The organism is Paeniglutamicibacter sp. GQ140 (genome assembly GCF_059759235.1).
Genome location: NZ_JCAXDW010000004.1, coordinates 74,983 through 88,125 on the forward strand (window position 1 = coordinate 74,983; position 13,143 = coordinate 88,125).

The window sequence follows — 13,143 nt, forward strand, 5'->3', positions numbered from 1 at the left end:
AGTATGGAACCAGAAATGCCCACAGTCAAGACCCCGCGTGGATATGATTCCCGAGGCCGGCGCGCGGCCGCACAGAAGACCCGGGACGCGATCCTTGACGCCGCCGAAGCGCGGCTCCTGGCCCGGGGATACCCGGGAACAACGATCGCCCTTATCGCCGACGACGCCCAGGTCTCGGTGGAGACCATCTACAAGTCGTTCGGCGGCAAGCCGGGGCTGGTCCGGGCCATCTACGCACGCGGTTTGCGCGGCAGTGGTCCCGGGGCGGCCTTCGACCGCTCGGATCGGCTCCGGCAGCACGCAGCCGACGCCGAGTCGCTGATGTCGCTGTGGGGACGGCTCACCGCCGAGGTCGCGGTAACGCTGACCCCGATCCTGCTGCTGGTGCGCTCCGCCGCGGCGAGCGATGCGAACATGGCCGGGCTCCAGGCCCAGTCCAACGCCGAGCGACTGGAACGGATGCGCCACAACGCTCGATTCCTGCAGGAGCGCGGTTACCTCAGGGACGATGTCGGTTTCGACGAGGCCGTCGACATCATGTGGCTGCACAGCTCCCCCGAGCTCTACGAACTGCTGGTGCTGCAGCGCGGATGGGACTCCGAGCGCTTCGCCCGCTACGTGGCTGATTCCATGGCGGGCGCGCTTGTGCGCCCGGCGTCTCCGCGCCCCTGACGCGTCCGGGCCATTGCGGCAGGTCATGACGCAAACGGGGACCCGGAGCGCGACACGCCACCAAAAACCCAGGTGCGCACGTATTGTATGAACCATGAGTTTCAACGACGACGCACAACTGGATTCGGGCCGCATCAGGGACTCCCGCGGGCGCGGCCGCGGGGGAAAGATCGCCGCCGGGGGCGGCGGAATCATCGTGGTGCTGATCGCCGCGTTGCTGGGCATCAACCCCGACATGCTGACGCAGCTGGGGCTCGGCGGGGATCCCGGCATCGAGCAGGGCCCGGGCGAGACCGGCCCGTCGGCCATCTCCGAATGCAAGACCGGGGCCGACGCCAACGCCCGCACCGACTGCCGGATCCTTGCCACGACGCAGTCGCTGGACAGCTTCTGGCTCAACTACCTGCCGCAATACGACGTGGCGGTGCAACGCCCCGGGGTCGAGGTCTTCGACGGGCAGGTGAGTACCGAGTGCGGGACGGCCACCAGCGCGGTGGGCCCGTTCTACTGCCCCGCGGACCGCGTCGCCTACTTCGACACCGGCTTCTTCGCCGACCTGAGCACCAACTACGGCGCCGACGGCGGGCCGCTGGCCGAGGAATACGTGGTGGCCCACGAGTACGGCCACCACATCCAGAACACCATCGGCACCCTGGCCGCCTCCCAGCAGGGCGGGACCGGGGCGACCTCCGGCGCGGTGCGCGTGGAGCTGCAGGCCGATTGCTTCGCCGGGATGTGGGCCGCTCACGCGGCGAACACCAAGGATGCCAACGGCAACACCTTCATGGATCCGTTCACCGAGGCCGACCTGAAGTCGGCGCTTTCGGCGGCCTCCGCGGTGGGCGACGACAGGATCCAGGAGGCGGCCACCGGGCGGGTGAACCCCGAGGGCTGGACGCACGGTTCCTCGGCGCAGCGCCAGGCGTGGTTCCTGCAGGGGTATTCGACCGGGGACATCAACCAGTGCGACACGCTCTCGGCGCGCAGCCTGGACAAGCCCGGAGCCTGAGCACCCAACGCAAACAAGCGAGGTGCGCTTCCCCGAAGGGAAGCGCACCTCGCTTGTTTGCGTTGCGGTTGGCTAGATGTTGAAGCCCAGGGCCCGCATCTGGTCGCGGCCGTCGTCGGTGATCCGCTCCGGACCCCAAGGCGGCATCCAGACCCAGTTCAGCCGGTAGGAATCGACAACCGATTCCAGTGCCTGGCTGACCTGTTCCTCGATGACGTCGGTCAACGGGCAGGCGGCGGTGGTCAGGGTCATGTCAATGAGCAGTGCACCGTCATCGGCGTACTTCAGCCCGTAGAGCAGGCCCAGGTCGACGATGTTGACGCCGAGCTCGGGGTCGATGACGTCCTTGAGCGCCTCTTCGACGTCCTCAAGCTCGGTTTCCGCCGACCCGCTGGTCGTTTCGTTCGATACGCTCATGACTAGGCCGGAACGTTCAGGAAGCGGTCGTAGCCCTCGTCCTCGAGGCGGTCGGCCAGCTCGGCGCCACCCTGCTCGGCGATCTTGCCGTCAACGAAGACGTGCACGAAGTCGGGCTTGATGTAGCGCAGGATGCGGGTGTAGTGCGTGATGAGCAGCGTGCCCATCTCGTTCTCCTCCTGGGCGCGGTTGACGCCCTCGGAGACGACCTTCAACGCGTCGACGTCCAGGCCCGAGTCGGTCTCGTCCAGGATGGCGAACTTCGGCTTGAAGAGCTCGAGCTGCAGGATCTCCACGCGCTTCTTCTCGCCGCCGGAGAAGCCCTCGTTGACGTTGCGCGAGGCGAACTCGGCATCGATCTTCAGCTTTTCCATGGCGCTCTTGACGTCCTTGGTCCAGGTCCGCAGCTTCGGGGCTTCCCCGTCGATGGCGGTCTTGGCGGTGCGCAGGAAGTTCGTCATCGAGACGCCCGGAACCTCGACCGGGTACTGCATGGCCAGGAACATGCCGGCGCGTGCGCGCTCGTCAACGCTCATCTCCAGGACGTCGGCACCGTCGAGGGTGATCGAGCCGGAGGTGACGGTGTAGCGCGGGTGTCCGGCGATGGTCGAGGCCAGGGTGGACTTGCCCGAGCCGTTGGGGCCCATGATGGCGTGGGTTTCACCGGTCTTGATGGTGAGGGAAACGCCCTTGAGGATTTCCTTGTTGCCCTGCTCGGTCTCGATGGAGACGTGCAGGTCCTTGATTTCCAGAGTAGACATGCCTTGGGTCCGTTCTCTTTCCGTGAATGTCGATGTGGATCGACGAAGTTTTTGTGTTGGTGGGAAAAGCCTGGATTAGCTGTCCGTGGCGGCGAGCTCGCGCTCGATCGTCTCGGCCAGGCGTTCCTCGATCTCCGGGACCCGGATCTGCTGCACGATCTCGTTCAGGAAGCCGCGCACCACCAGGCGGCGCGCTGTCTTCTCGTCGATGCCGCGGCTCATCAGGTAGAAGAGGTGCTCGTCGTCGAAACGGCCGGTCGTGGAGGCGTGTCCGGCTCCGTCGATCAGTCCGGTCTCGATCTCCAGGTTCGGCACCGAGTCGGCGCGTGCGCCCTCGGTGAGCACCAGGTTGCGGTTGGCCTCGTAGGAGTTGGTCCCCTTGGCTTCCTTGCGGATCAAGACGTCCCCGACCCACACGGTGTGCGCGTCCTTGCCCTGCAGTGCGCCCTTGTACAACACGTTGGACTTGCAGTTCTCGGTGGCGTGGTCAACGAACAGGCGGTGTTCCAGGTGCTGTCCGGCATCCGCGAAGTACAGCCCGAAGAGCTCCACCTCGCCGCCCTCGCCGTCAAAGTGCGCCGACGGGGTCAGGCGGACCAGGTCGCCGCCGTAGGTCACCGCGATGTGCTTCAGGTGGCCGTCCTTGCGGACCTTGGCCAGGTGCGAGGAAGCGTGGATCGCGTCATCGGCCCAGGCCTGCAGCGAGATCACGGTCAGCTTGGCACCTTCGCGGACATCGATTTCGATGTTCTGCGCCAGCACCACGGACCCGACGTGGTCAATGACCACCACTGACTCGGAATTGGCCTCGGCGACCACCACGAGGTGGCTGGCCGCCGCCTCGGTGGAGGTGCCGGTGTAGGTCAGCGTGACCTGTTCGCCGCTGGAGTTCGCGGGAATGGTCAGCACCTTGGCCTCGGCCGCATGCTTCCAGGCGTTGGCCGAGATGCGGTCCTCCGGGATTCCGGCGGAACCGACGCGGGCGTCGGTCATCGCAACGGTTTCCAGGGTGGCGGCCTTGGCGCCCGAAAGCGCCAGCTCGGGGGCGGGACCGGCCAGCTCGTTCTTGTGCAGGCCGCCCATGCGCTTGAGCGGGGTGAAGCGGAAGTCCTCTTCACGACCGGTCAGCGCCGGGAAGTCCTCGACGTTGTAGCTGGTCTTGCGACCGGCGCGGGAGGAATCGGGGATTCCGGCCCCGCCGCCGTGGCTGTGCGCCTTGGAGGCGTCGCCGCCCAACGGCGCGGTTGCTTCTGCTTCGTTCAACGGAGAGAGGTTTTCGCCCTCTTCGGTGAAACCGGAAATGCTGGGTGCACCGAGACGGGCCTTTTCGCCCGTTACGTGAGTTGCGGTATCAGTCATGATTAACCGACGGATCCTTCCATCTGCAGTTCAATGAGGCGGTTCAGTTCCATGGCGTACTCCATCGGGAGCTCGCGGGCAATCGGCTCGACGAAGCCGCGCACGATCATGCCCATGGCTTCCTCTTCGGTCATGCCGCGGCTCATCAGGTAGAAGAGCTGCTCCTCGGACACGCGCGAAACCGTCGCCTCGTGGCCCATGGTCACGTCGTCCTCGCGGACGTCGATGTACGGGTAGGTGTCCGACCGGGAGATCTGGTCAACCAGCAGCGCGTCGCACTCGACCGAGTTGCGTGCGCCCTTGGCACCCTCGCGCACCTGGACCAGGCCGCGGTAGGCGGCGCGGCCGCCGTTGCGGGCCACCGACTTGGAGACGATCTTCGAGGACGTGTTCGGGGCGATGTGCACCATCTTGGACCCGGTGTCCTGGTGCTGGCCCTCGCCGGCGAAGGCGATCGACAGGGTCTCGCCGCGTGCGTGCTCGCCGACCAGGTAGACGGCCGGGTACTTCATGGTGACCTTGGAGCCGATGTTGCCATCGACCCATTCCATGGTCGCGCCCTCTTCGCAGACGGCGCGCTTGGTGACCAGGTTGTACACGTTGTTCGACCAGTTCTGGATCGTGGTGTAGCGGACGCGGGCGCCCTTCTTCACGATGATCTCGACAACTGCCGAGTGCAGCGAGTCCGAGGTGTAGATCGGGGCGGTGCAGCCCTCGATGTAGTGCACGTAGGAATCCTCGTCGGCGATGATGAGGGTGCGCTCGAACTGGCCCATGTTTTCCGTGTTGATGCGGAAGTATGCCTGCAGCGGGATCTCCACGTGGACGCCCTTGGGGACGTAGACGAAGGAACCGCCGGACCAGGTCGCGGTGTTCAGCGAGGCGAACTTGTTGTCGCCCACCGGGATGATCGTGCCGAAGTACTCCTTGAAGATGTCTTCGTGCTCGCGCAGGGCGGTGTCGGTGTCAAGGAAGATGACACCCTGCTTCTCCAGGTCCTCGCGCAGCTGGTGGTAGACGACCTCGGACTCGTACTGGGCGGCGACACCGGAAACCAGGCGCTGCTTTTCGGCCTCGGGGATGCCGAGCTTGTCGTACGTGTTCTTGATGTCCTCGGGCAGGTCCTCCCAGCTGGTGGCCTGCTTCTCGGTGGAACGCACGAAGTACTTGATGTTGTCGAAGTCGATGCCCGAGAGGTCTGCGCCCCAGGTGGGCATGGGCTTGCGATCGAAGTACTTCAGGCCCTTCAGGCGCATGTCCAGCATCCACTGGGGCTCGGACTTGAGCTCCGAGATGTTGCGGACAACGTCTTCGTTGATGCCGCGGCGCGCATTGGCGCCCGCGTCGTTCTTGTCGCTCCATCCGTACTCGTAATTACCGATTCCTTGGAGTTCTGGGTTCTTCTCCAGGATCTCGGTAATCACGCCGGCGTCGGGGGACTCCTGTGCAATCTGATCCGTCATCGCGGCCTCTCCTGCTTCGTGATCTTGATTCGAGTTCTCTTCTCAGCACGCTGAGGAGTTTGGTTCCGGCCCACGGGGACGTGGGTCGTACACACATGCCCGCCGCTGGCAAGTGTCGAGAGCCTTCGCACATCGACACCCAGCAGACGGGAAAAGGCCTGGGTTTCCATCTCGCAAAAGACGGGGAATTCCCTGGCCAAATCTTGGATGGGGCAGTGCCCCTGGCACAGCTGGACGCTGAGCATGGTGGCGGTCGGCGAATCCGCGCCGACCTTGCGGGTGGAGGCAACGAATCCGTCCGCGCTGAGCGCCTCGCTCAGCGCGTCGGCGCGTTCCTCGAGGCCCTCGATCTCGGCCACCACGGGACGGTAACGCCGTTCCATGGCGGCAAAGCGGCGGGCGGCAAAGGCCTCGACGGCCGCCGGTCCGGCAGCCCGGCCAAGTTCGGCCAGTGCGTCGGTGGCGATGTCCAGGTAGTCGTTGCCCATCTTGGTTTGGCCGCGGTGCGACAGCACGTAGCGGCGTGAGGGCCGGCCGGCGCCGGTGCGCTGGTTGGCCACGAGCTTGACCTCGACGAGCCCCTGCTTGGAGAGCGCATCGAGGTGGCGACGGACGGCTGCAGGGGTAAAGCCCAGGCGCTCGCCCAGTTCGGCGGCGCTGACCGGGCCGTCTTCCAACACGGAATACAGGACTCGGTCGCGGGTGCGTTCTTCGGCTTCCCCTGTCGCGGGAATGTTGGGTGCCGGGGCGTCGCCGACCGGCACTGTCTGATTCGATGAATACACAACACAAGCATGCGCTAATCCAGCACGCCCGTCTAGTAAGGCACTGCTTACCTCGCCGCGGGCTTAATGCCGCACCCGGCCACCGGGGCCCGGGGAGACCGGCGCCACACCCCGACCGCCCCATCTTCTACCTGACATAGAATAGCCGGGTGTCCAATGTGTCTCCAAGCCTCGTGATCGAGGACTTGCTCAAAGATTTCGGCCCCGTCCCCGCCCTGGACGGCCGCATGATGCGCGTGCTCTACGGCATCAGCCTCAAGGCCGACCCCGGAACCGTCACCACCCTGCTGGGCTCCAACGGCGCCGGGAAGTCCACCACCCTGGCATGCGCACAGGGCTTGCTGCGTCCCAACGGCGGAACCGTCCGCCTGCTGGGCGAGGATCCCTACGGCGCCAGCCCGGCGCTGCGCTCGCGCGTGGGCGTGATGCTGCAGGACGGCGGGTTGCCGCCCTCGCTGCGCCCGATCCCGCTGCTGCGCCACGTCGCCTCGTTCTACCGCCGCCCGGCGGACATCGATTCCCTCATCGAGCGCCTGGGCATCGACGAGTTCGCCACGACGTCGATCCGCCGGCTTTCCGGCGGCCAAAAGCAGCGCGTGGCCCTGGCCGCCGCCCTGGCCGGGAACCCGGAAGTCGTCTTCCTTGACGAGCCAAGCGCCGGCCTGGATCCGCAATCGCGCCAGGTCGTCTTCGAGCTCATCGGCGAACTGCGCGAGGCCGGAATGTGCATCGTGCTGACCACGCACCTCATGGAGGACGCGCAACGGCTTTCCGACTACGTCTACATCATCGACGAGGGGCGCAACGTCGCCCAGGGAACCGTCTCGGAGCTCACCGCGCACGCCGCGCACGAGGCACCGGCCCAGGCCGTGACCTTCACCGCGGCGGCGGCCATGGCGCTGCCCGCACTTCCGGAGCACCTCACGCTCGCCGAGGCGACGCCCGGGCACTACCGGCTCGACGGGGTCCGCTCCCCCGGGGACCTGGCGGAACTGACCACGTGGTGGACCCGCGAGGACATCCTGCCCCACGCACTGACCATGCAACCGCGCACGCTTGAAGACGTGTTCCTGGAGATTGCCGACAAGGGAAACAATGCCAACTAGTACGCAGGCCGCCCCGGCGACCGCCAACGCGCAGGGAACCCTCCGGCGCATCCTGCTGCAGGGACGCTACGAGACCCTGGGCATGATCAGCAACGGCGAGCAGCTCGTCGTGGCCGTGGTGCTGCCGCTGATGGCCCTCTTCGGACTGGTCTTCACCGACCTGCTCAAGGACGTTGCCGCCAACCCCATCGACGCCGCCGCCCCCGGCGTGCTGGCCCTGTGCGTGGTCTCCACCGCGTTCACCGGGCAGGGCATCGCCACCGGATTCGACCGCCGCTACGGGGTGCTGCGCTTCCTCTCCACCACCCCGCTGGGCCGTGCCGGCCTGATCTACGGCAAGGTCATGGCGGTGTTGGCAGTCCTCTTCCTGCAGGTCCTCGTCATCGGCGGCACCGCGCTGCTGCTCGGATGGCGGCCCGCGCCCGCGGGCATCGGCTGGGCCCTGGCGCTGCTGGTGCTCGGCGCGGCGGCGTTCACCGCCCTCGGCCTGCTGGTCGCCGGCACCGTGCGCCCCGAGGCCACCCTGGCCATCACCAACCTGGCGTGGGTCCTGCTGGCGGCCGTCGGGGGCATCCTGTTCCCCAGCACCCGGGCGCCGGACTACCTGCAGCCGATCGTCGACCTGCTGCCCTCGGCCGCCCTGGGCGATTCCCTGAGGGCCGCCCTGATCACCGGAACCGGGTCGGTCTCCGGGATCCTCATCCTGCTGGCATGGACCCTCATCGCCGGCTTCGCCGCAACCCGCTGGTTCAAGTGGAACTAGAATCCTGGAGCACAACACCATGAGCACCACCTCCCCCGCCGCCAACCGCTGGACGGACAAGTTGCCCGCCACCGTGAACACCACGGTGCACCGCCTGGCCATTGCCTCCCTCGCATCCCAGATCGGCATCATCATCACCGGCGGCGCCGTGCGCCTGACCAAGTCGGGGCTGGGCTGCTCGCAGTGGCCCAACTGCGTGCCAGGCTCCATGACCCCGGTGGCCGAGATGGGGATCCACGGGCTCATCGAGTTCGGCAACCGCCTGCTGACCTTCATCCTCGCGGCCATCGCGGTGGCCATGATCGTGTCGATCTGGCGCATGCGCTCCACCCACAAGACCATCTACCGCCTGTCGATCGCGCTGCTTGCAGTCATCCCGGCCCAGGCGGTCATCGGCGGCATCACCGTCTGGTCCAACCTGAACCCGTGGGTCGTGTCCCTGCACTTCCTGGTCTCGGCGGCACTGGTCATGGCCGCGACGCTGCTGGTCAACCGCACCGGCGCACTGCGCCGCGGCGAAACCTCGCTGGGCGCGCCCGCCGGCGCCACGCAGCGCTTCCTGGCCTGGACCATGTTCGCCGCCTCCGCGCTGGCCCTGGTGCTGGGCACCATCGTCACCGGCACAGGTCCGCACGCCGGCGACGCCGATGCCCCGCGCCACATGTTCGACCCGTACATCGTCACGCGCATCCACGTGGTCCCGGTCTACCTGCTGGTCGCGGCAACCCTCGTCGCCCTGGTGCTGGCGTTCCGCCACGCAGCGGAGGCGAAGCTGCGCACTCCCCTGCTGCTGCTGGCCGGCGTCGTGCTGCTGCAGGGCGTCATCGGCTACGTCCAGCACTTCACCGGGCTGCCGATCCTGCTGGTGCTCGCCCACATGCTCGGAGCCTCGCTGCTGGCCGCGGCCGCCGTGAACGTCTGGGACAGGACCACCGGGAAGTTCCCGTTCTGACACTCCCCGAACCCCCGCAGTCCCGAGGAGGCCCCGGCTCGCTGAAAGCGTGCCGGGGCCTCCTTGCGCATCCGGCGCCCCTGCGCCTCGAACTCCGCCTCATCGGCACCGGCAGCTGTCGCCTGGGTGCCGGCGTATTCCGGCCCCTCGGGGCGCTGCCGGCACTGGAGATCCCATCCGCCGTGGTGCTGCGTCCCGGAAACATGGCCGCCATCGACATCGAGGGCGGCGCCGAGGACCTTTCCGGCACGCTCACCGTCGACGGGACCCGGCACCCCGGCGGATATGCCGATGCGGGCGAGGAGAACCGCGGGGCACGCTGAGCGCCGGCCGCCGGCCCTGGCGCGCGCCCAAGGCAACTCGGCGCAGCCGACAACGAAACGGCCCCCGGATAGTCCGGGGGCCGCTTGCGTGAATGACGGGGTGGGGTCAGCCGAAGAGCGGGCCGCCCACGAACGGATCGATGGCCAGCGCCACGAACACCAGCGTCAGATAGGTGATGGAGATGTGGAAGACCTTCATGGCCTTCTTGTTCATGTCCGCCGGCTCGTGGTCGCGCTGCGCCTCGCGGTAAAGCACGTGGCACTCGTAGACGAACCACAGGCCCGAGACGCCGGCAAGCACGGTGTAGACGATGCCCGCGTAGCCCATCGGCACCAGCAGCAGCGAGCACACCAGCGTGGCCCAGGCGTACAGCACGACCTGCACCGAGACCCGGCGGGCGCTGGAAATCGCGCCGAGCATCGGCACGCGTGCGGCGTTGTAGTCATCGGCGTACTTCATCGACAGCGGCCAGTAGTGCGGCGGGGTCCACAGGAAGATGATGAGGAACAAGATGATGGCCGGCCATTCGATCTTGTTGGTGACGGCGGCCCAGGCGATCAGCACCGGCATGCAGCCGGCAATCCCGCCCCATACGATGTTCTGTGCGGTGCGGCGCTTGAGGATCAACGTGTACAGCACCACGTAGAAGAGGATGGCCGCCAGCCCGAGGGCGGTGGTCAGCGGGTTGGTCCCGAACCAGAGCACCGCCAGCGAGGCGATGGCCAGGACCCAGGAGAAGACCAGCGCCTCGCGCTCGGTGACTTCGCCGGTGACCAGCGGACGCCCCTTGGTGCGCTGCATGACCCTGTCCATGTCGCGGTCGATATAGCAATTGAAGGAGCCCGAGGCCCCTGCCGCCATAGCACCGCCCAGCAACGTGGCCAGCACCAGGGAAATCGAGGGGAAACCGCGTTCGGCGAACATCATGGTCGGCAACGTGGTCACGAGCAGCAGCTCAATGACGCGCGGCTTCGTCAGGGCCACATAGGCCTTGGCCTTGCGCGAGACGAATTCGCCGGCCGATTCGTTCGGCTGGCGAGCTGCGCGAGCCCTCGTTGCGGAGTCAACGGACACGGTCTTCACAGACATCTACTCAGTTCTACGGGGGTAATTAGGACAATCACCCCCCATCATACCCTTTTACGTGTTGTAGAAATGGGCCGCGATCTTTGCCTGCGGGCGACACGCGGGTGCACCCTCCCGCCGGGTGCGGCACCAATTGTTTTCGCCATGCCTCAACAAGCGGTCTCAAACAGGCACTTTTGCACCCAATGGCGCTAAGCTGGAAGCGTTGCGCCGCCGCCGAAACTGTCCTGTCAACCACCGGACGGACGGCGGCGTTGTGCTTACAGGGCGGGACGCCGGCGCAACCAACAGACTTTGAAATGCACACCGTACAGGGAGGACCCACAACGTGGCGCCACTAGCAGACAACAGCGAATTCGCTTGGACCGATCTTGACCAGCGAGCCGTCGACACCGCCCGCGTGCTCGCCGCGGACGCGGTTGAGAAGGTGGGGAACGGGCACCCCGGAACGGCGATCTCGCTGGCCCCGGCCGCGTACCTGCTCTTCCAGCAGCACCTGCGCCACGACCCGTCCGACCCGGCATGGATCGGCCGCGACCGCTTCGTGCTCTCCCCCGGCCACACCTCGCTGACCCTCTACCTGCAGCTCTTCCTCTCCGGCTACGGCCTGGAACTCGAGGACCTCCAGGCGCTGCGCACCTGGGGGGCCAAGACCCCGGGACACCCGGAGTACGGCCACACCGCCGGCGTGGAGATCACCACCGGCCCGCTGGGCCAGGGCCTGGCCTCGGCCGTGGGCTTCGCCTACGCCCAGCGCCGCATGCGCGGCATGATGGACGCCGACGCCGACGCCGGCACCTCGCCGTTCGACCACACCGTGTGGGTCATCGCCTCCGACGGAGACCTGCAGGAGGGCGTCACCTCCGAGGCCTCCTCGCTGGCAGGCCACCAGGAACTGGGCAACCTTGTTGTTGTCTATGACGAGAACCACATCTCCATCGAGGACGACACCGACGTTGCGTTCACCGAGAACGTGCTGGGCCGCTACGAGTCCTACGGCTGGCACACCCAGCGCGTGGACTGGACCAAGACCGGGAACTACGTCGAGGACCTCGCCGAGCTGGACGCCGCGCTGCGCGCCGCCAAGGCCGAGACCTCCCGCCCGTCGATCATTTCCCTGCGCACCGTCATCGGCTTCCCCTCCCCGACCAAGGCGGACACCGGCGGCATCCACGGCTCCAAGCTGGGAGGCGACGAGGTCGCCGGCCTGAAGAAGGCCCTGGGCTTCGACCCCGAGGCCCACTTCGCCATCGACGACGAGGTGCTGGCCCACGCCCGCTCCGTGCAGGAGCGCGGCACGCAGGCCCGGGCCGCCTGGCAGGAGGGCTTCGACGCCTGGTCCGCGGCCAACCCGGAGAACGCCGCCCTGCTGGCTCGCCTGGAATCCGGCGAGCTTCCGGCCGGCTGGGACGAGAACCTGCCGGTCTTCGAACCCGGCAAGGACGTCGCCACCCGCTCGGCCTCCGGCAAGGTCATCAACGCCGTTGCCGGCGTGCTGCCCGAGCTCTGGGGCGGCTCGGCCGACCTGGCCGGCTCGAACAACACCACCATCGAGGGCGCACCCTCGTTCATCCCGGAATCGCGCTCCACCGACTCCTGGAAGGGCAACCCGTACGGACGGGTGCTGCACTTCGGCATCCGCGAGCACGCGGCCGCCTCGATCGTCAACGGCATCACCCTGGCCTCCCCGACGCGCGCCTACTCGGGCACCTTCCTGATCTTCTCCGACTACCAGCGCCCGGCCATCCGCCTCTCCGCGCTGATGGGCGTGCCCTCCATCTACGTGTGGACCCACGACTCCATCGGCCTGGGCGAGGACGGACCGACGCACCAGCCGGTCGAGCAGCTCGCCTCCCTGCGCGCCATCCCGAACCTGGACGTGGTCCGCCCGGCCGACGCCAACGAGGTCTCCTTCGCCTGGAAGAAGATCCTGGAGACCACCTCCAACCCCGCCGGCATCATCCTCTCGCGCCAGAACCTGCCGGTCTACGACCGCAGCGAACTGGGCTTCGGCGCAGCATCGGGCACCGAAAAGGGCGCCTACGTGCTGGCCGACGCCACCGCCAACGGCGAGGTAGTGACCCCCGAGGTATTGCTGCTGGCCACCGGCTCCGAGGTCTCCCTGGCCATCGAGGCCCGCGAAGCACTCCAGGCCCAGGGCGTGCCCGCCCGCGTGGTGTCCATCCCGTGCCTGGAATGGTTCAACCAGCAGGACGCCGCCTACCGCGAATCCGTGCTGCCCGCGGCAGTGAGGGCCCGCGTCTCCGTCGAGGCCGGCGTGGCCATGGGCTGGCGCGAACTGGTGGGCGATGCCGGACGCATCATCTCCCTTGACCACTACGGCGCCTCCGCCGACTACAAGCGCCTGTTCACCGAGTTCGGGATCACCGCGGAGGCCGTCACCGCCGCCGCCCTCGACTCCATCTCGGCCGCCAAGTAACACCCC

The 13,143-nt window shown here is 67.3% G+C and carries 13 protein-coding genes; 7 read left to right on the forward strand and 6 right to left on the reverse strand.

Annotated features, from left to right (window positions below; translation table 11 throughout):
* Nucleotides 1–15: 15 nt before the first annotated feature.
* Both AC6CHY_RS07045 and ypfJ read left to right on the forward strand, forming a co-directional pair.
* Nucleotides 16–672, forward strand: coding sequence for a TetR/AcrR family transcriptional regulator (locus AC6CHY_RS07045; protein WP_217387765.1), 657 nt, complete (start codon nt 16–18; stop codon nt 670–672).
* A gap of 94 nt (nt 673–766) precedes the next feature.
* Entirely contained in the window at nt 767–1,681 is a 915-nt protein-coding gene (gene ypfJ / locus AC6CHY_RS07050; RefSeq protein WP_217387764.1) for a KPN_02809 family neutral zinc metallopeptidase, read from the forward strand.
* Between the two features lie 72 nt (nt 1,682–1,753).
* Here ypfJ and AC6CHY_RS07055 read toward each other — a convergent pair whose 3' ends face one another.
* The 5 genes from AC6CHY_RS07055 to AC6CHY_RS07075 form a co-directional block, all read right to left on the reverse strand.
* Nucleotides 1,754–2,098 (reverse strand): metal-sulfur cluster assembly factor, encoded by a 345-nt coding sequence (locus AC6CHY_RS07055; RefSeq protein WP_217387763.1) that lies wholly within the window; start codon nt 2,096–2,098, stop codon nt 1,754–1,756.
* Between the two features lie 2 nt (nt 2,099–2,100).
* Nucleotides 2,101–2,859: a Fe-S cluster assembly ATPase SufC gene (gene sufC / locus AC6CHY_RS07060; protein ID WP_217387762.1), complete on the reverse strand. Its 759-nt coding sequence runs from the start codon at nt 2,857–2,859 to the stop codon at nt 2,101–2,103.
* Between the two features lie 75 nt (nt 2,860–2,934).
* Nucleotides 2,935–4,218 carry a Fe-S cluster assembly protein SufD gene (gene sufD / locus AC6CHY_RS07065; RefSeq protein WP_498226268.1) on the reverse strand — a complete coding sequence of 428 codons (1,284 nt, stop codon included), beginning with the start codon at nt 4,216–4,218 and terminating at the stop codon, nt 2,935–2,937.
* Between the two features lie 2 nt (nt 4,219–4,220).
* Nucleotides 4,221–5,681, reverse strand: coding sequence for a Fe-S cluster assembly protein SufB (gene sufB, locus AC6CHY_RS07070; RefSeq protein ID WP_254455834.1), 1,461 nt, complete (start codon nt 5,679–5,681; stop codon nt 4,221–4,223).
* On the reverse strand, nt 5,678–6,466 hold the full coding sequence (locus AC6CHY_RS07075) for a helix-turn-helix transcriptional regulator (protein ID WP_217387760.1): 789 nt from the start codon (nt 6,464–6,466) through the stop codon (nt 5,678–5,680). Before AC6CHY_RS07075 ends, sufB begins: the two co-directional genes overlap by 4 nt.
* 158 nt (nt 6,467–6,624) lie before the next feature.
* Between AC6CHY_RS07075 and AC6CHY_RS07080 the strand changes: the two genes are divergently transcribed.
* The 4 genes from AC6CHY_RS07080 (at nt 6,625) to AC6CHY_RS07095 (ending at nt 9,610) form a co-directional block, all read left to right on the forward strand.
* Nucleotides 6,625–7,572, forward strand: coding sequence for an ABC transporter ATP-binding protein (locus AC6CHY_RS07080; protein WP_498226479.1), 948 nt, complete (start codon nt 6,625–6,627; stop codon nt 7,570–7,572).
* Nucleotides 7,562–8,335 carry an ABC transporter permease gene (locus tag AC6CHY_RS07085; protein ID WP_498226270.1) on the forward strand — a complete coding sequence of 258 codons (774 nt, stop codon included), beginning with the start codon at nt 7,562–7,564 and terminating at the stop codon, nt 8,333–8,335. The genes AC6CHY_RS07080 and AC6CHY_RS07085 overlap by 11 nt, the downstream gene beginning before the upstream one ends.
* Before the next feature lie 19 nt (nt 8,336–8,354).
* Nucleotides 8,355–9,287: a COX15/CtaA family protein gene (locus AC6CHY_RS07090; protein WP_217387758.1), complete on the forward strand. Its 933-nt coding sequence runs from the start codon at nt 8,355–8,357 to the stop codon at nt 9,285–9,287.
* Between the two features lie 182 nt (nt 9,288–9,469).
* A complete protein-coding gene (locus tag AC6CHY_RS07095) occupies nt 9,470–9,610 on the forward strand; it encodes a hypothetical protein (RefSeq protein WP_217387757.1) in 141 nt (46 codons plus the stop codon).
* Between the two features lie 106 nt (nt 9,611–9,716).
* On the opposite strand, the gene AC6CHY_RS07100 is transcribed toward AC6CHY_RS07095, so the two are convergent.
* A complete protein-coding gene (locus AC6CHY_RS07100; RefSeq protein ID WP_217387756.1) occupies nt 9,717–10,700 on the reverse strand; it encodes a heme o synthase in 984 nt (327 codons plus the stop codon).
* Nucleotides 10,701–11,025: 325 nt separating this feature from the next.
* Here AC6CHY_RS07100 and tkt point away from each other — a divergent pair, with 325 nt between their 5' ends.
* Nucleotides 11,026–13,137: a transketolase gene (gene tkt / locus AC6CHY_RS07105; RefSeq protein ID WP_498226272.1), complete on the forward strand. Its 2,112-nt coding sequence runs from the start codon at nt 11,026–11,028 to the stop codon at nt 13,135–13,137.
* Nucleotides 13,138–13,143 lie beyond the last annotated feature (6 nt).